General features: G+C 42.0%; 16 protein-coding genes and 1 pseudogene. 7 read left to right on the top strand and 10 right to left on the bottom strand.

Going from position 1 to position 19449, the window contains the following annotated elements; genetic code table 11:
* Nucleotides 1-599 (top strand): HD domain-containing protein (locus K8S13_RS16005; RefSeq protein WP_291464012.1); only part of this gene is annotated, 599 nt, incomplete at its 5' end.
* Nucleotides 592-1926 carry an MATE family efflux transporter gene (locus K8S13_RS16000; protein ID WP_291464010.1) on the top strand — a complete coding sequence of 445 codons (1335 nt, stop codon included), beginning with the start codon at nt 592-594 and terminating at the stop codon, nt 1924-1926. The genes K8S13_RS16005 and K8S13_RS16000, both read left to right, overlap by 8 nt.
* A 3-nt stretch (nt 1927-1929) precedes the next feature.
* On the opposite strand, the gene K8S13_RS15995 is transcribed toward K8S13_RS16000, so the two are convergent.
* Genes K8S13_RS15995 through K8S13_RS15985 form a run of 3 tightly spaced genes read right to left on the bottom strand, consistent with a single transcriptional unit; the run spans nt 1930 to nt 4120 of the window.
* Entirely contained in the window at nt 1930-2910 is a 981-nt protein-coding gene (locus tag K8S13_RS15995) for an ABC transporter substrate-binding protein (protein WP_291464008.1), read from the bottom strand.
* Nucleotides 2907-3509, bottom strand: a complete 603-nt coding sequence (locus K8S13_RS15990; protein ID WP_291464006.1) for an ABC transporter permease — start codon at nt 3507-3509, stop codon at nt 2907-2909. The genes K8S13_RS15995 and K8S13_RS15990 overlap by 4 nt, the downstream gene beginning before the upstream one ends.
* The gene (locus K8S13_RS15985; RefSeq protein ID WP_291464004.1) at nt 3509-4120 is read right to left on the bottom strand and encodes an ATP-binding cassette domain-containing protein; all 612 of its coding nucleotides are present in this window, start codon (nt 4118-4120) and stop codon (nt 3509-3511) included. Before K8S13_RS15985 ends, K8S13_RS15990 begins: the two co-directional genes overlap by 1 nt.
* Before the next feature lie 349 nt (nt 4121-4469).
* On the opposite strand from K8S13_RS15985, the gene K8S13_RS15980 reads away from it, so the two are divergent.
* From K8S13_RS15980 to K8S13_RS15970, 4 genes and pseudogenes are all read left to right on the top strand, one after another.
* Nucleotides 4470-5414, top strand: a complete 945-nt coding sequence (locus K8S13_RS15980) for a threo-3-hydroxy-L-aspartate ammonia-lyase (protein WP_291464002.1) — start codon at nt 4470-4472, stop codon at nt 5412-5414.
* 35 nt (nt 5415-5449) lie between these two features.
* Nucleotides 5450-5539, top strand: a pseudogene (locus K8S13_RS25735) (rubredoxin-like domain-containing protein); the annotation flags it as partial.
* A 359-nt stretch (nt 5540-5898) separates the two neighbouring features.
* Nucleotides 5899-6855, top strand: a complete 957-nt coding sequence (locus tag K8S13_RS15975) for an FMN-binding glutamate synthase family protein (RefSeq protein ID WP_367172665.1) — start codon at nt 5899-5901, stop codon at nt 6853-6855.
* Nucleotides 6856-6917: 62 nt separating this feature from the next.
* A complete protein-coding gene (locus tag K8S13_RS15970; protein ID WP_291463999.1) occupies nt 6918-7655 on the top strand; it encodes an SIMPL domain-containing protein in 738 nt (245 codons plus the stop codon).
* On the opposite strand, the gene K8S13_RS15965 is transcribed toward K8S13_RS15970, so the two are convergent.
* The 4 genes from K8S13_RS15965 to K8S13_RS15950 all read right to left on the bottom strand — a co-directional run bounded on the left by K8S13_RS15965 (nt 7652) and on the right by K8S13_RS15950 (nt 13906).
* The gene (locus tag K8S13_RS15965) at nt 7652-8938 is read right to left on the bottom strand and encodes an HDOD domain-containing protein (protein ID WP_291463997.1); all 1287 of its coding nucleotides are present in this window, start codon (nt 8936-8938) and stop codon (nt 7652-7654) included. The genes K8S13_RS15970 and K8S13_RS15965 overlap by 4 nt on opposite strands.
* 38 nt (nt 8939-8976) lie before the next feature.
* Nucleotides 8977-12000, bottom strand: a complete 3024-nt coding sequence (locus K8S13_RS15960) for a PEP/pyruvate-binding domain-containing protein (RefSeq protein WP_291463996.1) — start codon at nt 11998-12000, stop codon at nt 8977-8979.
* A gap of 35 nt (nt 12001-12035) precedes the next feature.
* The gene (locus tag K8S13_RS15955) at nt 12036-12674 is read right to left on the bottom strand and encodes a methyl-accepting chemotaxis protein (RefSeq protein ID WP_291463995.1); all 639 of its coding nucleotides are present in this window, start codon (nt 12672-12674) and stop codon (nt 12036-12038) included.
* A 143-nt stretch (nt 12675-12817) separates the two neighbouring features.
* Nucleotides 12818-13906, bottom strand: coding sequence for an NAD(P)-dependent oxidoreductase (locus tag K8S13_RS15950; RefSeq protein WP_291463993.1), 1089 nt, complete (start codon nt 13904-13906; stop codon nt 12818-12820).
* Nucleotides 13907-14003: 97 nt separating this feature from the next.
* On the opposite strand from K8S13_RS15950, the gene K8S13_RS15945 reads away from it, so the two are divergent.
* Nucleotides 14004-16016 carry a universal stress protein gene (locus K8S13_RS15945; protein WP_291463991.1) on the top strand — a complete coding sequence of 671 codons (2013 nt, stop codon included), beginning with the start codon at nt 14004-14006 and terminating at the stop codon, nt 16014-16016.
* Here the strand turns inward: K8S13_RS15945 and K8S13_RS15940 are convergent.
* From K8S13_RS15940 to K8S13_RS15930, 3 genes are all read right to left on the bottom strand, one after another.
* Nucleotides 16013-18055: a hypothetical protein gene (locus K8S13_RS15940; RefSeq protein ID WP_291463990.1), complete on the bottom strand. Its 2043-nt coding sequence runs from the start codon at nt 18053-18055 to the stop codon at nt 16013-16015. The genes K8S13_RS15945 and K8S13_RS15940 overlap by 4 nt on opposite strands.
* 33 nt (nt 18056-18088) lie before the next feature.
* Complete coding sequence (locus K8S13_RS15935) at nt 18089-18256, bottom strand: hypothetical protein (protein WP_291463988.1); 168 nt, start codon at nt 18254-18256, stop codon at nt 18089-18091.
* A 25-nt stretch (nt 18257-18281) separates the two neighbouring features.
* On the bottom strand, nt 18282-19449 hold a 1168-nt coding region (locus K8S13_RS15930; protein ID WP_291463987.1), incomplete at its 5' end, for a class I SAM-dependent RNA methyltransferase.

Below are 19449 nucleotides of genomic sequence, written 5' to 3'. Positions count from 1 at the left end.
CTGCCTTGTTTCACGATATCGGCCGTTTCAAACAATATCTGACGTATGCTACATTTAATGACACAAAATCTATTAATCATGCCAAACTAGGGATACAGCAACTATCACTTCATAAAATCCTGAATGGCCTGTCAACAAATGAAAAGCGGTTTATCGTGATACCCATCGTCTGGCACAATGCATACAAACCACCTGATATCAAGGATGATAAAATGCTTTTATTTATCAAACTGCTTCGTGATGCAGATAAGCTTGATATCTGGAAAGTGGTCGTTGACTATTACAAAAAGCATAAAAATCAGACAAGCAAGATTATGATTCAGGATCTTCCGGATAACGGGCAGGCCTATTCAGCAAGAATAATAAAATCAATACATGAAGGAAAAATGGCCCGAATTACAGATTTAAGCTGTCTGACGGATTTAAAGCTTCTACAGATAAGCTGGGTCTATGATCTTAATTTTACTGAATCGTATCGGCTGTTGCAGCAATCTTGTTATATTGAAGAACTGGTACGCACATTACCCAAAACAAATCAAATCAAAAATGCCGTAAAGGTGGCAATCAAGCATATCGAAAAGATGGCAGGGCATGTATAGAAACGAAATAAAAAAGACCCTTTTCCTGTCTCTTCCCATTGTTGTGAGCCAGTTGGGACAAATGCTCATGTCAGTGGTGGATAATATCATGGTGGGGAAAGTAGGCACAGAAGCGCTTGCAGCCGCATCCATAGCCAATGCAATATTCACCTTGATTATGGTTGTTGGATTTGGACTGACCATGGCGGTCACACCCCTGACTGCCATTGCCTACGGTGCCGGTAAAGATGAAGAATGCGGCATTATTTTGCGGCAGGGAATTTTAGTAAACCTTTTTTTCGGACTTCTGCTCTGCGGCGCCACATTTTTTTTTTCAGAATGCATTCAATATCTGAACCAGCCGAATGAAATTGTGGGACCGGCATCCCTTTACATGAAAGTATTGGGAGTTTCCATGCTGCCGTTAATGCTGTTTCAAAGCTACCGGCAGTTTGCCGAAGGGGTGAGCTATCTGAAGCCTGCCATGGTCATCATGCTTTTAGCCAACATTATTAATATCCTTGCCAACTGGATATTTATATACGGAAATCTCGGGGTTGCGCCCCTTGGACTGACAGGTGCCGGTATCGCCACCATCAGTTCACGGACATTCATGGCCGTCACACTAATGATTGTCATCATAAAATCTCCAAAAATGAAACGATTTGACCCCACCCTGAATTACAGGAAAATTGATTTTCCCATGATGCGACGTCTTCTTGCAATTGGTATTCCGGCAGGATTTCAGTATTTTTTTGAAGTCAGTGCTTTTGCCGCTTCATCGGTCATGATCGGCTGGATGGGGACGGTCGCGCTTGCTGCCCACCAGATTGCATTAAACCTTGCCTCTATTTCATTTATGGTTGCCATGGGAATCTCTTCTGCTGGAACCATCCGGGTCAGCAATGCTGTGGGAAGAAAAGATATTCGCGGGACAAGGATTGCGGGACTTTCTGCCACACTTTTATGTGCCGGCTTTATGGCATTGGCCGGATTGATTTTTATCCTGCTCAGGTTCTTTTTACCCACCCTCTATATTTCTGAAAAAGATGTCATAGATATCAGTGCTGCGCTGTTGGTGATTGTTGCATTCTTTCAGATATCCGACGGCACTCAAGCGGTGGGTCTTGGCATTTTAAGAGGAATGACCGACATGAAAATCCCGACCCTGATTACCCTTGCTGCTTACTGGCTGATAGGACTCCCTTCCGGGTATCTTATGGCATTCAAGCTTGACATGGGCATTTATGGTGTCTGGTACGGGCTTCTTATCAGCCTTACAGCATCCGCACTTCTGATGATGCTTCGTTTTAATTCAAAAAGCAAAAAAGAAATCTTTCTTTCTTAAACTTTACTGCCTTATCTGGATCAGACGGGTCTCAATATTGACCAGTTTCTTTATCTGTTTGTCTTTAAGCAGAATTGTTTCAGTCTGTTTCCAGGCATTAATATCAATGGTTCCAATTTTAAGGGATGCGGACGGTTTGATCAGAATCCTTGTGGCATTCAGCTGTTTTCTTCGAATCTCATCACTGGTTCCCTTATCCATTTTTTTAACTATCTTAAGGGCTGTCTCTTCATTTGCCGGGTCCATTGCTGATTCCCAGCCTTTAAGCAATGCAGTAAGAAACTTTTCAACAATATCAGGGTTATTTTTCAGCATTACCTTCGAGGTAATCACGGAATTGGCCACAAAATTCACCCCAAAACTTGCAGGATTCAAAAAATAAACATCCTCACCCTCTTTAGCCAGTTTATCCCTCAGTATTACCCCCTGGGAATTTCTGTATACCGGCCAGACATTCACTTTTTTTCTAAAAAACGGCGTAAAATCAAACCTGACCCCTGTGATGGTGACATCTTTTTTTCCAATTCCCGCCTTTGCAAAAAGAGTATTCATAATGGTTTCATCATTTCCCCCAAATGTAATACCGATGTTGCGGCCCCTAAGATCTTGAAGTGTTTTAATTTCAGGTTGATCTGTCCTGTAAATCCACTGCATGGGATTGACCTGGAAAAGCTGTGCAATGACGAAAATATTCGCCCCCTTGTCCAGAGCCCGGATGACCTGGTCTGCCGATGCCACACCAAAACTGGCGCGCTTAAGTTCCAGCTCATTAATGGCATTTTTTTCAGGGCTGCCTTCTTTGACATTGACGCTGAGACCAGCGTCTTTAAAATATCCCTGGGCATCTGCATAAATATCTCCTGCAACACTTACATTAAACAGCCACTTAAGCCTGTAGTTCAATTTGGTTTCCTTTGCAAATGCAGGTATTGCATACACCAAAACTAATAAAAATAAAAAAGATAAAAAAAGACCTTTTCTCATAAGACATCTCCTCCCTTTGAAATGGACCATTTGCTTTTAATTTGCTCACCCATTGTTTCTAAAATCCCCTGGTATATGGATATAATGATGCCAATCATGAATAGAGCAACCAGAATTCTAGCCAGATCGCTCTGATAGAGTGCAATCCTGATACCATACCCGATGCCGGCATCTGCTGCGATAAATTCTGCCACAATGGTTCCTGCCATGGCAAGGGTTGCACTTCCCGATATCACTGTTGTCAGCTTGCTCAAGTTTTCAAATGCCCTGATTTTAACCTCAAGCTGCCATCGCATCCGACCTGTGACAATATAAAAATGTTCGATATCTTTCACCGGGGTCGCCATGATCCCCAGTACAGACAAAAGAAGGGGGAAATAGCAAATCATGGAGGCAATCAAAAGCCTTGGAATAAATCCGTCACCCAGAAGAATAAAAATAATGGGTGCCAGGGCAACAATGGGGTATGCCTGTATATTATAGGCCGTTACTTTAATAAAAGAACCGATCCAGGATGATTTTCGGCCGGCAATACCAGCAGTAAAGGCCATAACAGTCGATATGCACTGACCCAGCACAGTGACGGACAGCGTGTTCATCACATCATAAAACAGTCTTTATTCTCAGATGATTTCCCAAAAACAAGTATTTGACCACAAAATTTTGATACTTCCATTAGATTGTGGGAAATATATAAAAACATTTTATCGGCAAACAATTCTTTTACGGCAAGAATAATGGTTTCCCTCAGCTTCTCATCAACATTGGCAAGGCTTTCATCTAAAATTAAAAGATCAAAATCCTGCAGCAGGTATCTGATAAGGTTCATACGATTCTGCTGGCCCATGGAAAGCTGGGAAAACCTTGAGCCTAAAACATCATTTAATTCAAAAATCCCTATTAATCGTTCTTTTAATGATTGTTTTTCAGGTGAAGTCACCTTGTTTAAATGATTTCCCGTACTTGACCATCCCGGCAGTCTTTCCAGGTTATAGGAGTAAAGGATCGTATCGATATTTTCAGTGACAATGTCACCCTCAAACCTGAAATTTCCCCTGGCAATAATTTTTGCCAGGGATGTTTTGCCAACCCCGGACGGCCCGAACAGTGCCTTGAATCCAGAATTTTCCATTGAAAAAGAAAGGTTGTTTATGACGGCGGCCTCGCTGTCCGGGTATGTGAAATTCAGACTATTGCATTCAAGACGCATTCAAGACTCCAGAATATGATCCGATCAAACTTAACTTAAATTTACCGATCTTTTCCTTAAAAATCAATACCAGTACCAAACTATCTTAAGGGCAATCACAAACACAAAAAAAATCTGAAGAACAGTATCGACATTTATTTAAAAAATCACCGAAAACAGGTTAATAATCAACCGTTGAACAACTGGCCTGAAATCACTTCCCCAATACCCAGTTTCCCTTTCCAACGGCCAAAGCCTTCTTTGCAACGGCTTCTTCCATTTCTTTAAAAAAATATACCTTATAGATATTTACATATCACAGACAACCTGAAATAATAATCATCCAAAACAATACTCAAGGAGTTATTCAATGTTCAAGACCATCATCAATGCCGGCCAGAGATTAAAGGGACATGCCAATATAACACCGGTAATGACATCCGGAACCTTAAACAACCTTGTGGGAGCTGAAATCTATTTAAAGTGTGAAAACTTTCAAAAAATAGGGGCGTTCAAGTTCCGGGGTGCCTTTAACAGTATTTCAAAGCTTTCCGATAAAGAAAAATTACAAGGAGTCATCGCCTATTCGTCCGGGAATCATGCCCAGGCTGTGGCCCTGGTGGGAAAGATGCTCGATATTCATACCACCATTGTCATGCCGAATAATGCCCCTGCCACAAAACTTGCTGCAACTAAAGGATATGGCGCCACTGTGATTAAATATGATCCTGAAACTGAAAGCAGGGAAGATCTTGCATTAAAAATCCAGGAAGAACAGGGGCTGACCCTGATCCCTCCTTTTGATCATCTGGATGTCATTGCAGGACAGGGAACCGCCACTTTGGAGTTATTTGATCAGGCAGGCCCCCTTGATATGCTGTTAACCCCCTGTGGCGGAGGAGGGCTTTTAAGCGGCAGTGCCATTGCAGCAAAGGGTGTGAATCTTGATTGCACTGTCATTGGCGTAGAACCGGAGCTTGCAGATGATGCCTGCAAGTCATTTAAAACAAAGACCCTTCACACGGTTAAAAATCCCGCAACCATTGCCGACGGCACAAGAACCACATCTCTTGGAAAAATCACCTTTCCCCTGGTATTGGAATATGTTAACGATATGGTAACGGTTTCGGAAGAAGATATTATTCATGCCGTACAATTTTCATTCTTTCGTATGAAACTTGTGGTGGAGCCCTCCGGTGTCCTTGGCCTTGCCGCCCTTTTAAGCAAAAGGGTTGTGCCAAAGGAAAAGACCGGTATTATATTAAGCGGGGGTAATATTGATGCGGAAACCATGGCCATGATCCTAAATTCATGAAAACAAAAAGTCACTTTTAAAAAAGGATATCCTTTATGACAAAACAACAATATAAATGTTCGATCTGCGGGTATCAGTTTTTTGCCGGATCTCTTCCCTCAAACTGCCCGGTCTGTGCAGCTGACCGGGAAAAATTTGTTCTGATGGAAGAGAGTGGAGAGACAGCAGTGGCCAGAGAAAAAATTGAACAGCCTGCAAAGAATGAAGAGATCAGCCTTGATCATTATCTATCAGACTGGAGTCGTGAAGGGTATGAGCAGGAAGAAAAATTTTCAATTATTCAGAAAATATCAAAAACAGGCAAGAGTGAAATCTCACCCATGGGAACCCGCAAGCAATTTCCCGGGTTTGACACCATTCTTTTTAAAGGATCACAATTTCACCGGTTCCCTTTGAATGAAAGCCAAAAGGTTTCTTTAAAAACTATTATCGGCCCCACAGCGAAGTATCCTCTCGAGCTTAACGTTCCCTTTTTGTCTCCCACATGTCCTTTGGTGCTTTGTCCCGTGAAGCCAAGATTGCACTTGCCATGGGGTCCGCCAATGCAGGAACCGCAATCGGATCAGGTGAAGGAGGCATGCTCAAAGAAGAAAGAGAACAGGCTCAAAAATATATCTATGAAATCGGGACCGCCTCATTCAGCCGGGATGAAAATGCCATGAAACAGGCCGATGCGGTGGAAATCAAATTTGGCCAGGCTGCAAAGCCCGGCATGGGCGGACACTTGCCAGGGGACAAGGTAACCAAAGAAATTGCACGGATCAGAAAGATCAAACCCGGCCAGGATTTTATATCTCCCAATTTTCAGCCGGGTATTAAAAGCCCGGATGATTTAAAAAAAATGATCCGTGAAATAAGGGAAATCATCGGTGGAAAACCTGTGGGTGTCAAATTCACGGCTGGTCATATCAAAGAGGATCTGGCCTTTGTTCTAAGATCGTCTCCTGATTTTTTTACGATTGACTGCCGGGGAGGTGCCACTGGAGCTGCTCCCAATTTTATCAGGGATCACATTTGCCTTCCGGCAATCTATACCATCCGAAAGGTGAGAAAATTCTTAGATAAAACAGGATCAAAGGCAAGCTTTTGTGTTACAGGCGGGTTTAGAGACAGCACAGATATTGCCAAGGCCATTGCTTTGGGTGCTGATGCCGTTGCCCTTGCAACCACCTCTTTGATTGCCATTGGATGCCAGCAGTACAGAATCTGCAATACGGGAAACTGCCCGGTGGGTATTGCCACTCAAGACCCTGAACTTAGAAAACGATTTTCCATTCAAGCATCTGCCAAAAGATTTACCAATTTCAGCAAGGCAACAATGAATGAACTTGAAACCCTATCCAGGATAAATGGATATACTGATATTCATCAACTATGCATAGAGGATATTTTTACCATCAGTAATGAAGTCTCTGCCAACACTGATATTAACTACGCGTGACCTTTAACCTGAAGGTTAGAAACCAGGTTATACATAAACGGAAAACAAAAAAGGAGATTTTTATGCCGGAAACAAATCATAACCTAAAGGTTACACATAGAAGTGCATTTATTCTAGGGTTTTTTATCTTTTTAGGCCTTGCTTTCCTTGGGTATTTTATGGGAACCAGTGCCATTAAATTCAAAGAATACGAAAGAAGTGTAACAGTAAAAGGACTGTCTCAAAAAGAACTGCCCGCTGATATTGTCCTGTGGCCCATCCAGTTTGAAAGGGCTGATAATAATCTTGAAACACTCTACTTAACCCTTGAAAAAGACAGAGGGCATATTTTTAGATTTCTCACATCAAATGGCATTGATAAAAAGGAAATTTCCATTTCTCCACCTTCTGTGGTTGATAAGCTGGCCCAGCAGTACGGCGGAAACTATAAAGCTCCTTTCCGGTATAGCGGCTACCAGGTGGTTACCGTATATTCAACACAGGTTAAAACGGTCAGGGAAACCATCAATAAACTTGCTGAACTTGGGAAAAAAGGGATAGTATTTAAATCGGATGATTACCGTCATAATACAGAATACATCTTTACCAGACTTAATGATATTAAACCTGAAATGATTGAAGAGGCCACAAATAAAGCAAGGCAGGTGGCCGACAAATTTGCAGAGGACTCCGCCTCAAAACTGGGGAAAATAAAAAAAGCCCGGCAGGGGCAGTTCTCCATACGGGACAGGGATAAGAACAATCCCCATATAAAGGTTATTCGAGTGGTTTCAACGGTTGAATATTATCTGACAGATTAGAAGGCCTGGGCGGAATCCTGGATAATCGCTTTAATTTCATCTGCTATTTCCATGGCTTTATCCGGGTCAAGGTTCAACTGCTTTAATGATTCCAGGTTTTCCAGCTTTTTCCGGCTATCGGACTTTGCTTCGTCATCAATCTCTTCAACATCAAAAAAGCTAAACCCGATTTCTTTTGCCAGGTAATCTGACAGATGGATAATGAGAAGCTCTTGTTCATCATTTTTGGAAAAATCATTCCAGTGATGAAATTCCGCAATCCGGATAAATTCATTTGAAAACCTCATTTTTTTAAGAACGGCTGCACCAAATGTTGTATGGATTTCATGGATGGCAACCTGTATTTCCATATTTTCAAAGGATTCCTTGGGGTCCATATCCGCAATGGCTTTCAGGAGCAGCATCTTACCGATATCATGAACAATGCCCATCAAAAAAACAGTCTCTGACTTTTGTATCCCCAATTCTTCTGCAAACCGCTTTCCTATACAGGCACAGGCAAAGGAATGCATCCAGAGTTTCTCCAGCAATCTATTCAATATCTTGTTGTCCGACTTAAATAAATTCTTAGTTACAAGGGTGGCGATCAGCCCTTGAGAGGCTTCTATTCCCAGCCTGAGCAAAGCTGCATTCAGGCTGTCTGCCTTATCAACACCTCTGTACAAAGGAGAGTTTGCAATGGAAATGAGTTTACTGCTGATGAGGATATCCTTTTTAACAATTTCTGCCAGATCCTCAATGGATGGGTCCTGGCTTTCCATTAACTGCTGTACCTCATTCACGATACGAGGTAATACCGGCAGCTTGATTTTTCCTTTATAAAATCGTTTAATAATCCGGGCTACAATCTGGGTATGCTTCTTTTTATCATCTTTTTCAATATTCGTGGGCAGGGCAAACCCCATCCGGCTTAAATTTTCAAGTAATTGATATTTATTCACCGGTTTTGAAATATACCCGTCACACCCCAGCTTGATGCATTCTTTTATAATGGACATGTTCATCCGGGAGGAGACCATGATGATCTTAACCCTGTCTTTTTTAATGATTTTTAATGCTTTTTCTTTTTTCCGAATCAACTGCAGCAATTGTCTGCCATCCATCTTGGGCATGGACACATCCAGGGTAATCAGATCAAACGGTTCTTTGTTCTTAACGGCTTTATCATATAATTCCAAGGCGTTCAGGCTGTCATCCACGGCAGTACATTCGCCAATAAGTTCCATCTTTTTTAATAATATTGTCCTGGAAATATTTTCATCATCAACAATTAAAATTTTCATAACACCTCCTTATCTAAATTATCCCTATCCTTTGCTATCTACGGATCAATGACCGGGATGTCATCCATGATATCATCCGGATCATCTTTTTTATAGGGCATCAGTACTGCCTGTGATGTCTTTCCGTCCACAAGAATTTTTATGGGATTTTCAAATTTCACATGTTTCAAATAGCTTGTTGTATTTTCAAATGTCCGGCACCTGAAAAATTCATAATCAATAAAATCATCGCCCTTATTCGACACGGTAATATAGCTGATACCAAGGGAAGTGATATTCTGAAAAAAGTGAGAGCCCTGGGAAGGATCAGCCTTAATACTCTCAATACTGGTTTCCAGCATTACCCCCACATTGGAAATATCATTCCAGACCACAGGGATGCCCAGCCACCGGTCTGATGATCCCCACCGGCCAGGTCCGATCAAAACGTACTTTCTGTTATTTTCATTAAACAGAGCATTAATTTTATTTATTTGGGCTGCAATCTCAATAGTTTTTGCCGGGTCAAAGGTTTCAGGGTCCACATAAACCACGTCATAGATATCCTTATATTCACCATTTCCAAGCGAAAGCGTAGAATAACAAAAAGCCCCCTTAATTTCTTTTTTCCCAATTTTAACCCCGAGATTTTGTTTATACCGCCCCATGGGCCTGATTTGAAGCAAAGAGAATTGTGGTTTTTGACTCTTATCCTCTGGTAAATTAACTGCAAATTCCACTTCAACAGAAGACCCCATCCATTTACTGCCGATTTTAGTAACCTCTTCAAGGAGTCGAGCCAAGGGAAAAGAATTATATTTTAGGATATTGGCAAAGGTTAATACCGGGAATCCTTTACTGGAAAAAGAATCCCTGATCCTGTTATCCTGGACATGAAAAGTGGAGGATAAAAACCTGACAATCGGATGATCGGTTGCATCACTTAAGTCAAGTTTTACAATAGTGGGGTCGTCAGTGGAGCTGGATATAAATTTTTCATCTTCTGGAAATTCATCAAGCTTTAATGCGTAAAAATATTTTTGGGAATTTTCCAGGATGTCATTTACAATAGAAAACTGGGGTAAGAACTGGGGATATTTCGGACAAAATCTTAAGGTCTGCCCCCCTTCCATGACAATTTTTCCAAGTCCAAGGGCAATGTGAGAAATACCCTCTTCTGCCTTTAAATGGGAAATGGGATAAAAATTATAGGACTGGGCAACACCGGAAATTGCCGGATAAAAATAATCATTAAACTCCATACCGGTCAGCTGCTGAAGGACCACGGCCATTTCCTCATCTTCGGTTCGATGCATGGTTGATTTTGCATAAGATCTTGGTGCCTTGAGATAAGTAGAGGCATAGACAAGTTTAATTGCCCTGATCAGCCGGTCAAGTCGTATTTCAAAATCTGGATGTGAATTGGGAAGCATATAGGTATTATAAAGTCCTGCAAATGGCTGATAATGGGCATCTTCAAAAAGAGAAGAGGACCGGACGGCAATGGGATATCTGACACTCTGTAAATAGGCTTCCAGATTTTTTTTCAACCAGTCTGGAAATCTGGCCTGGATAAACTGTTCAACGATCTGATCGTCTTCCAGTTCCTCATCAGATTCAAGAATCTTTGCCAGCTCATTTTCCTCATTAAATGTTTTAAACCCTTCCGTTGAAATCACAAAAGTCTGGGGAATGCTGATGTCCACATCCGGAAACTTATCTCGCAAAGAAGAGTCCCGCCTTATCTGGGATGCCATAAAAGCCAATCCCCTGGCTTTTCCGCCAAGAGATCCGTTCCCGATTTTCATAAAATCCGTATCCGAATCAAATTTTTCAGAATCAAAATCAATAATCTGCCCCTGCCTTGATCCCTTCCGTCTGGCATGAATACTCTCAATTAAAAATTTCTTCATATCCTGGGGGTCCGGGAAATCACTGATCTGATAAGGCTTAAGCTTGAGTGCGAAATCAATTTCACTTCTGGCCATGAACCATCTTGAAAAATCATTGTTCATGGCATGATAAACAATGGATTCATCGGGAATTTCAGGCAGAAGTTTTTCAATGGTCCTTAAATCAATAGCCCTGACAATCTCCTCTCCATTGGGTAGCCGGAAAATAAAGGCACCGAACCCGAGATATGATACAAAAAAATTTTTAATCCGGTCATTTAAAGTGCTTGAATTCTTATTAATAAATACCGCCGGGATATCTGCCGCCTTTTCCCTGTTATGCTCCTCCGTACTCAGGATCAATACCGGCAGATCCGGGATTTGTTTTTTAATTTTTGTGAGAAGCTTATATCCGGCGGATTCATCCTCCATACCGTTTTTGGAATACCGCATGTCTGAAAAGACTGACAAGAGGTATGGTTTATACTTTTCATAAAGGGCCATGGCATCTTCATAATTATGGGCAACCAATACTTTAGGCCGACCCCGCATTTTTAACAGCCGGTGTTCTTCATTAATGGAATCATCAATAACAGACTGTGTCTGCATCACAATCTGTTTATAGAGCACCGGCAAAAAAGAAGAATAATGATAGGGTGAATCCTCCACCATGATGATCACCCTGACATTGGCATTCTTTGTATCAAAAGCAACATTCATTTCATCTTCAAAATTCTTGATAATAGCCAGCAGAAGGTCTGCATTCCCGCCCCAGATATATGTCCGGTCAATGGCCGTTGAATTATCCACACAAATATATTGGTCAATATCACAGGTATTATGCAGCAGCATAAAAAAGGGCAGATCAAAATACTTTTTCTTTACTTGTGCACCAAAGGCATATACATCCATTTCATCCAGGCTCGGCATGGCAAGGATCATGTCAAACTTTTTTGTTTCAAGTTTTTTAAATGCTTCAGATGCAGAAGACACCCATGTAAGTCTTGGGGGCTTTGAAAGGTTAAGCCCTTTGTATTCATTGATAATCCTTGTTGAAAGACGGCCTTCCTCCTCCATGATAAATGCATCATATGGACAGGATACCAGAAGGATTTCACCCACCTTGTTGGCCATTAATTCATGATATAATTTAAGAGAAGGAACTTTACTTAAGTTAGTGGAGGTATCCATTTCCATAAAACCTTTATATTTTTTTTAACTATTTATTAGCGTATTTCCCGCAATTTAAAAACCTTTAAAATGTCATGCATATGATTTGACATGTCCGACATCTGTTCATAGGCGTCAGAAGTCTGTTTTGCTATGGAAGCATTCTCAAGTACGGCTTGATTTATATTGGAGAGGCCTTTTGTAATTCCTTCAATATTTGAATTCTGCTCGGCTGAAAATTTCGATATTTCCAGAACAAGTGTGTTTACCTGGCTCATAATACTGTGAATATTCTTTAACACAGCAGCATTCTGATCTACATTTTGAGCACCCTTATCAACCTCTTTTATAGAATCAGCAATCAACTGACCCGTTTGGGCCGCCGCCAGTGCACTCCTGTTGGCAAGAGCTTTGACTTCATCTGCTACCACAGCAAACCCTTTTCCGGCTTCTCCGGCCCTGACCGCTTCAATGGAAGCATTTAAAGACAGCAGTTTTGTCTGGGAAGCAATATCTGAAATAGTCTCAACTTTTTTTTTGATCTGGCTTGTGAAAAACAATCCTGAAGCACCTGCACAGGCTATCATTAAAACAAGAAAAACAAATACATAGATCAGCTTGGTTCTGATATTAAGTTTTTCATAAAAACGAATGAATGATTGAGGCCAAATTTTTATAAACATTCCTTGAATCATTACTATATCTCCAATAAGAAGTTTTAGTAAGTTCCTAAATCACGGGGAGAAAAAAAATCTCCCAATTATAAAATTTTTTCATATTAACTCGGGGAGTATGGTTCTGTCAAACCGCTGGAAACTTTTTCTATCAGAGAATAAAATCAATCCGGATTATATTCATATTTCTGGTCATTGCGGTTTATGTTGCGGATATGCCATGTCCCGAAATGACGGTTGAACTTTTGTAACAGGATGGGAAGGCGTTCCAGAATATGCAGCCCGGGCCTTGGCTCCCAGTCCAGTTTTTCCCGGGTATAGGTCGTATCCACCACAAGAGGACGATCAGCATAATCAAGCATCCAGGCGCGCTCATAGGTTTTCCTGTTTCTCAGGGTGTTAAAAAAATACTTTCCATGTAAGGCCATTCTGGCAAAAAACAATGACACATGTAATGGATTTATGGAAAAGGTTTCATTGGATTCCCTGCGAATAATGGGAAATAAATCCTTATGACAGGTGCAGCCACCAGGGGATGCAAACAGGGTCTCAAAGCGGCCCAGACTATTATTCTTTTCAATGATTCTCCGGACAATTTGCACCACATCCCTGCGATGGATATAAGGAAAACCAGACATGCCATGTCCCGGCATCATTCGCCCGATAAAGGGCTTGGTCCACATGTTCATAATACTGAACAAGGGGGGAAGTTCACACCAATCCGTAAAAACACCGCCAAGCCGCAACACCACAGCCGGGACCCTGTATGAATTTTCAAAAAGCATTTTTTCACCCAGGGCCTTGCTTCTCGAATAGGCAATTTTTCCGCCGGCCAAAGATTTTTCCGTTAAAACCCTGCCAATGGGAAGGGGATCAAGCGCTGCAACACTTCCGGCAAAAAGGATCCGCTTAACGCCTGCATTACTGGCAGCCTCTATGATATTCCGAGTACCGATCACATTGGTATCGCTATGTTCATCCTGCCATTTTTTTTTAAAACCAACATATGCTGCAAAGTGAATCACGTAATCTATGGGCCGTCCCTTTAAAGCATTCTGTGTAAAAATCCAATCAATACAATCCCTATCCTCTACTTCTGATTTTTCCCATTGAACCAAAGGGGTGGCTTTTTTTAGTTTTTCGGGAAGGGGGCGTCTGTGAAGCCCGATGATCTTATGATCACGAGAAAGATCCACGCAAAGCGCGGACCCTAAAAAACCTGATGCGCCTGTGACAAGGATTGTGCGGTCCATCTTATCTCCTTTAAAACAAACACTTCCCAATATTGCAGCGGTGACGTATAATATATAGTAAGCTGTTCATTGAAAATGATAAAGTAAATATTCAATCATGAATAAAATCAAAAAAGGAAATAAAACCGGCTATCCAATTCTTTTCAGCTCGTTAAAGATAGGAAAGTATCTGATTTGGAACCGGCTGGTTGCTCTGCCGGTGCATACCGGATTTGCCCATACAGACGGTCGTGTCAGTTCATGGATGATCGACTTTTATGCCAGGCTGGCCAATTCCGGCGCAGGCATGGTTATTGTTGCAAACACAGCCGTTTCCCCGGACGGAGTAGTTTCCAGATTCAACCTCAGAGCCGACAGGGATAAATTTATCCCGGGTTTGAGCAAACTGGCAAAAGCCATCAAACAAAAAGGCGCTGTTGCCTGCCTTCAACTGAACCATGCCGGAAGGTTTGCAAGAACGCAGCAACCCTTGCTGCCATCGCCCATAACCAGTTCAAACTTGACCTTTAACGTGGAATCATTAAAGAGCTTTATGGAATTTTTTCCTTTTGAACAGCGCTTCAGCCTGACACAAAATTTCATCAACCAGGTGAAGACCTGGAGACAGGCCATGACCGCAGAGGACCGGGAAAAAGTGATCAATAATTTTGCCACGGCTGCTTTCAGGGCATATCAGGCCGGGTTTGACATGGTGGAACTCCATGGGGCAAACGGATACCTCCTGTGCCAGTTTCTTTCGCCTTTTACCAATAAAATTGAATCCGGTTTCGGAGGCGATTTTACAGGGCGGACAGCCTTTCCCCTTGCAGTAATACGGGAAGTGAAAAAAAAACTCCCGGAAGATTTCCCACTGGGTTTCAGACTTATCCTGCAAGAATGGGTGCCGGACGGCATTCATCTGCCTGAAGCCCTGGCCTTTGCCCGACTCCTGGAGAAAGAGGGAATTGCCTATCTTTCTGCCTCGGCAGGCACGTATAATTCCCTGTTTTCCCCTGCAGTCTTAAAAAAAATGGCCACACCCGCATATCTCAGGCATGACATGGCAAAGCTTACAACCCAGGTCAATATTCCGACCATCATATCCGGAAGGATCACCACCCCTTCTTGTGGTGAAAAACTGCTCCGGGACGGTATCGCAGATCTCATTGGGCTGGGCCGCCCGCTTAGAGCCGATCCCGGATGGGCGATAAAGGCCAAAGACCCGAATCAAAAAATCATTCAATGTTTCAATTGTAATTGGTGCTTGAAACAGGTAGTGCTGGAAAAAGGGTTCAATTGCCGCCACTGGCCCAAATTACTCCGGAAAAGGACTGAACTGGAACATAAGCTTTTAACACGGAATTACAGGGCATTGTGGATAATTACAGATATTAAGGATATACAGACGTTTAAACAGTCTCTCCCGCTTCTTGTCCAGAAAAAAAAGGATAGATCTTTTCCCACTATTTTGTTCCTCCAAGGGATATTTGATCATCAGGACTTTCATTCAGCCCAGCAAAATTTTATACAATGGACTAAAAACAAGCTCCATCCCCTTGGATTAACAGACACACCCCGGTATTACATTGTCAGGGAATCCAAAAATAATTGGGAAAAAACCGTCCATGAAGAAATTCTCCATGGCAACCATGGTCAGATTTTCATCTGTTCAAACCAGGAACAACCCTGGCGTAACCGCTTGCTGTACAAAGAGCGCGGCAAGGTGCTGGTGCACCTTAACGCCAATACTTATCCCCACAGGGTTATCGTGCCGGTTGATCTTTCTGATGCCACCTTATTGGTAATGATATTCCTTAAACAAACCCATATTGAGAAAAAAATATTTTCCTTCAATTTTGTCCATGTGGTAACTAAATCTTCCGGTCAGGAAGAACAACGCTGGAAGGAGATAAAAAAGATTGTGGGTTTTGATAAAAAAATACCTTTGCAGCTTATCTTTACAAAAACAGGCGTGGCCTCGACCCTCATTAAAATCATTGAAGCTCAAAAATATGGAACTATTGTAATGGGCAAACGCGGGCTTTCCGGGATTAAACAATGGCTCTTAGGAAGCGTTTCAGCTGGATTGATGCGGAACTTAACGGATCAGTCACTGTTTCTGATTGATTAGGGTCCGGTCATTAAGCCGGCATTCTTTTCTGCTTCTCCTTTTATACAGCAAATGGCATGATTCCATACCACATCATGGGCATAGTCCGGGAATACCTGTTTGAACAGATTCCAGAATATCCTGCCCAATGGGCTTTTGCCTTTTTTAAAATCAAAGGCTGTATAGAGAACCAGGCGATTATTTCCGTCCCTGGTGGGCGTAATATCAAAAAGCAACTTACCCTGCTCTGTAAAAAATCCGGCCGGTTCATACAGCAGGGCCTTTCCCGGAAGGCTTTTGACAAGGCAAACATTCATGAGAACCGGCAGCATTCCCATGCTATAACTAACCACTGCCCCTTCCTTGTTGGACAAACCAAACGTTCTTTTTACATCCACAAACCTGATCCTGAGAAACTTGCTCACAGGATCCCCGAATTTACCCAGTTCCTTGAAAATTCTTCCAGATGAGGCCCTGATTTTTATGGCATACATCCGTTCCATTTCAGGCGATGCATCCAGTTTTATTCCCAGGGGCTTTGCAATTGATTCCTTAATATAATCGCGTTTCTCCTTAATAATGACCGTTGGATACCTTCCATAGACTTCCCAGTTTAAACCAAAGAAAATTTCCGTAAAAATATTCCTGAATGTTTTAAATACCCCTGTCAGGATTGAAAGGAAAACAGGACCACGGATCAGAGCCTTAAATACGTCTTTGTAATCGGCGTCTCCGCTTCCTACCTTCCAGAGGACACCTCCCAGCGGCCATTTATCCCGTTGTTTAAATTTCATTTCAGTGGCAAATGTCTGATAAAGTATCCTGTTCAGAAGGGGGAATTTCAATACCGCCTGCAGCACATTGATTACAAATTTGCCGTATTGATTATCTGTTTTAAGCCATCTTCTTACCCACCCATAACCGTCTGAAAGGCTTTTTTTATCCACGCCCTTGTGAATCACGGTTTGGGCAAGGGCCCGGGCACTGATAAAGGCTGAAAAGAGCCCGTCCCTGTAGAGCCGAGCGCCCAGGGCATCCCCGGCCATGGCAATCCTGTCCGAAAAAGAGCCATTGCAAGGCGCAACCGCCATATAGGGGTAACAGGTGCAGGCAATGGGTGTATTCTCAGGGGTGATGTGAGGTAAAATATTTTGAATCCGCGAAAGAGACATAACAGTTTGGATAATCTGTGCGGTATCTTCAGGGAAAGATGCCCTGTCAATGCTTTTTCCCACAAGAGCCACGGTAAGGTATTCTCCCTTGGGTATCAGGGCGATATGTTCAAGATTTATCTTTTTTGCCCTGGATACAATGATGTAAAGCTCCTTGTACATATACTTTTTCAGATAACGACTGCCCGGTTTCAGCTCAAAGATCAATGTGGGTCTTAATTTTGGCGGTGTAAACAAAGGATTGATTCCTTGGTATGACCTCCAAAACCTGTCTTCTTTGAATTCTTTTCCGGGATTGGAATTAATCCCTGTACAAATGCAGATAAAATCCGATTCAATGGTGAATACATCTTCCAAAGGAGGCTTTATCATTACAGAGGGCTTATTCCCGGGACTATATTGAATAGTTTGGGCCTCCCCGTTAATGATGTCCGCTCCTTGTTCAACCGCTTTTTTTAAAAAAAAAGCATCCAATCCCTGAGTCCCGCCCTCTCGTTTGGAGGGCAGGGTCCCTCTGAATACTGAAAAAATAGATTGTCCTGCCGGAACTTTAAAAGGAAAATTTTTCCAGAGCCCATGGATCCATATATGGGTAAATTTTTCACATATCACTTCAGAAGGAAGTTGGATACTGCTTCGTACCAGTTCTTTTTGCAATCTGGGCGAAATAATTCCCGCACAAAAATTACATCCTTTAAATTCGTGTATATGCCTGGAAGGTTCCAGAGCCATTCGCTTGTCAATGATAGTGACACTGATATTTTGATGAACCTTTTTTGCCTGTCTGAGCAGATGAATGGCAAAAAAAGCACCGGCAGGTCCTCCGCCCAGGACAACGATCCTGCTTCCATCTTGTAAGGTCAATCTTTCTCGGGGTTGTTTACTCACAATAGCCACTAGGGTGTAATCAATAAATTTTTCTTAATCGATTCCCATCTGCTTTTCAACTTTGGCAATCTCCTTTAAAAGGCTTTCTTTTTCTTCCGGTATCAAATCAGGAGAAGAAAGCCTTTTTTGCAATCCCAAAAGGATCATCTCCTCCCTGTACTCATTGCAGGTATATCGTCCACTGTTTTTTGACTTTTCCATATCTTAACACTTTTTCAAACCGATTCTAATATAGTTCGTATTTTACAAGTTTACCATCAAGACCACCGATTTTCAATGGGCGTTTCCAGGAGGGTGAAAGAGGTACTTTCTTAATATATCTGGGCTCTCCAAAATAGACAAAGGCGGTTGATTTTTTACATTTATTTTTTAAAAAAAAGCCAAAACTTTGATAGAACTTGTTAAGATTCTGGTCTTTCCCCATTCGGATACCATAGGGAGGGTTGGTTACAATCAGAGAGTTTTCTATGGATTCAATATCCTGAAAATCCTTTTGTTCAATGGTAATTTCGCTACCGAAATGAAGTCCCATAATATTTGTTTTTACGGCATTAATTGAATGTTCAGATACATCGCTTCCCGCAATCGTGTCTTTTTTAAGCGCTCTGGCATTGTCTTTGGAGTCTTTTTTAATCTGCTCCCATAAATTGGCATCAAAATCAGGCAGTCTTTCAAATCCGAACCAGGTTCTGAACACCTGTGCCGGTATCCTGCAATACATCATGAGTGCTTCACACAAAAGGGTGCCTGATCCGCACATGGGATCGTATAAAGGTATCGTTCCATCCCATTCGGACAGCCGGATAATGGATGCAGCAACCGTTTCCTGCATGGGGGCGGAAACGGATTCTTCCCTGTAACCGCGTTTGTGCAGTGCCCCGCCCGAGGCGTCAATCCCAAGGGTTGCTCGATTTTTATGAAGATGAAGATTAATGATGATATAGGGATCTTTTGAATCCACACTCGGTCTTTTATTGGTCCTGTCCCTGAAATAATCTGCTATGGCATCTTTGACCCGCAAGCCTGCAAAATTGGAATGGGTAATGTCTGACTCAGACACATTGGCTACAATGGAAAAAGTTTTTTTAGGCGTTAAAAACTCTTCCCACCTTATTTTTTTGGCCGCCTTATACAGATCATCCTTGTCATGGCATTCAAATGTAACAAGGGGGGCAAGTACCCTTGACAAAAGCCTTGAAAAATAATTGATCCGATAAAAATCTTTTTTGGATGCCTTAAACCATACCCCTCTGAAAACCGGTTGTAAATTACAGGCCCCAAGTTCTTTAAGTTCTTGTATGGCAATATCTTTTATACTTTCAGCAACCTGTGCAAAATATTGTGATTCTTTCTCATACAGATACTCAAGCTTTGCCTGTTTTCTTATCTTGCCT

It is taken from the genome of Desulfobacula sp. (assembly GCF_021107415.1).
The sequence above is the reverse complement of the archived record's forward strand: the minus strand, read 5'-3'. Positions and strand labels throughout refer to the sequence as shown.

Bases quoted from the DNA above. Each gene is read 5' to 3' on its own strand.
- K8S13_RS16000 (WP_291464010.1), top strand. From the start codon at position 592: ATGTATAGAAACGAAATAAAAAAGACCCTTTTCCTGTCTCTTCCCATT.
- K8S13_RS15995 (WP_291464008.1), bottom strand. From the start codon at position 2,910: ATGAGAAAAGGTCTTTTTTTATCTTTTTTATTTTTATTAGTTTTGGTG.
- K8S13_RS15990 (WP_291464006.1), bottom strand. From the start codon at position 3,509: ATGAACACGCTGTCCGTCACTGTGCTGGGTCAGTGCATATCGACTGTT.
- K8S13_RS15985 (WP_291464004.1), bottom strand. From the start codon at position 4,120: ATGCGTCTTGAATGCAATAGTCTGAATTTCACATACCCGGACAGCGAG.
- K8S13_RS15980 (WP_291464002.1), top strand. From the start codon at position 4,470: ATGTTCAAGACCATCATCAATGCCGGCCAGAGATTAAAGGGACATGCC.
- K8S13_RS15975 (WP_367172665.1), top strand. From the start codon at position 5,899: ATGTCCTTTGGTGCTTTGTCCCGTGAAGCCAAGATTGCACTTGCCATG.
- K8S13_RS15970 (WP_291463999.1), top strand. From the start codon at position 6,918: ATGCCGGAAACAAATCATAACCTAAAGGTTACACATAGAAGTGCATTT.
- K8S13_RS15965 (WP_291463997.1), bottom strand. From the start codon at position 8,938: ATGAAAATTTTAATTGTTGATGATGAAAATATTTCCAGGACAATATTA.
- K8S13_RS15960 (WP_291463996.1), bottom strand. From the start codon at position 12,000: ATGGATACCTCCACTAACTTAAGTAAAGTTCCTTCTCTTAAATTATAT.
- K8S13_RS15955 (WP_291463995.1), bottom strand. From the start codon at position 12,674: ATGATTCAAGGAATGTTTATAAAAATTTGGCCTCAATCATTCATTCGT.
- K8S13_RS15950 (WP_291463993.1), bottom strand. From the start codon at position 13,906: ATGGACCGCACAATCCTTGTCACAGGCGCATCAGGTTTTTTAGGGTCC.
- K8S13_RS15945 (WP_291463991.1), top strand. From the start codon at position 14,004: ATGAATAAAATCAAAAAAGGAAATAAAACCGGCTATCCAATTCTTTTC.
- K8S13_RS15935 (WP_291463988.1), bottom strand. From the start codon at position 18,256: ATGGAAAAGTCAAAAAACAGTGGACGATATACCTGCAATGAGTACAGG.